This window comes from Paenibacillus sp. F4 (genome assembly GCF_002894905.1).
GTDB classification, from domain to species: Bacteria; Bacillota; Bacilli; order Paenibacillales; family Paenibacillaceae; genus Paenibacillus; species Paenibacillus polymyxa_B.
The window spans coordinates 1-294 of sequence record NZ_POVS01000050.1; the positions used below are offsets into that span (position 1 = coordinate 1).

1 protein-coding gene is annotated in these 294 nt (G+C 43.2%); it reads right to left on the bottom strand.

The window, feature by feature from the left end:
* Positions 1-294 (bottom strand): condensation domain-containing protein (locus tag C1T21_RS26955; RefSeq protein WP_146032535.1); only part of this gene is annotated, 294 nt, incomplete at both ends.

Here is a 294-nt window from a genome sequence, read left to right on the forward strand (position 1 = left end):
AAAATCATAATTCGTCTGCTCAACCGCTCCTGCTCCGGTTATTTTAAAATCAGCTTCCTCTCTTTCACCTAATTGCTCAATTTGTTCATCCACCGGATAGTTCTCAAATACCATAATATGATTAATCAGTTCCACTTTTTGCTCTGCCTGTGCCTGAATCTCATAGAGTGGGAAGGTTTCGTATGTTCCCGAAGCAAGCACCTGTCGCTGAGTTTGCTTCATCAGCTCTGTAAATGCAGTTGCTTGTCCGCCTTGAATACGGACGGGGACCGTGTTAATGAATAGTCCAATCAT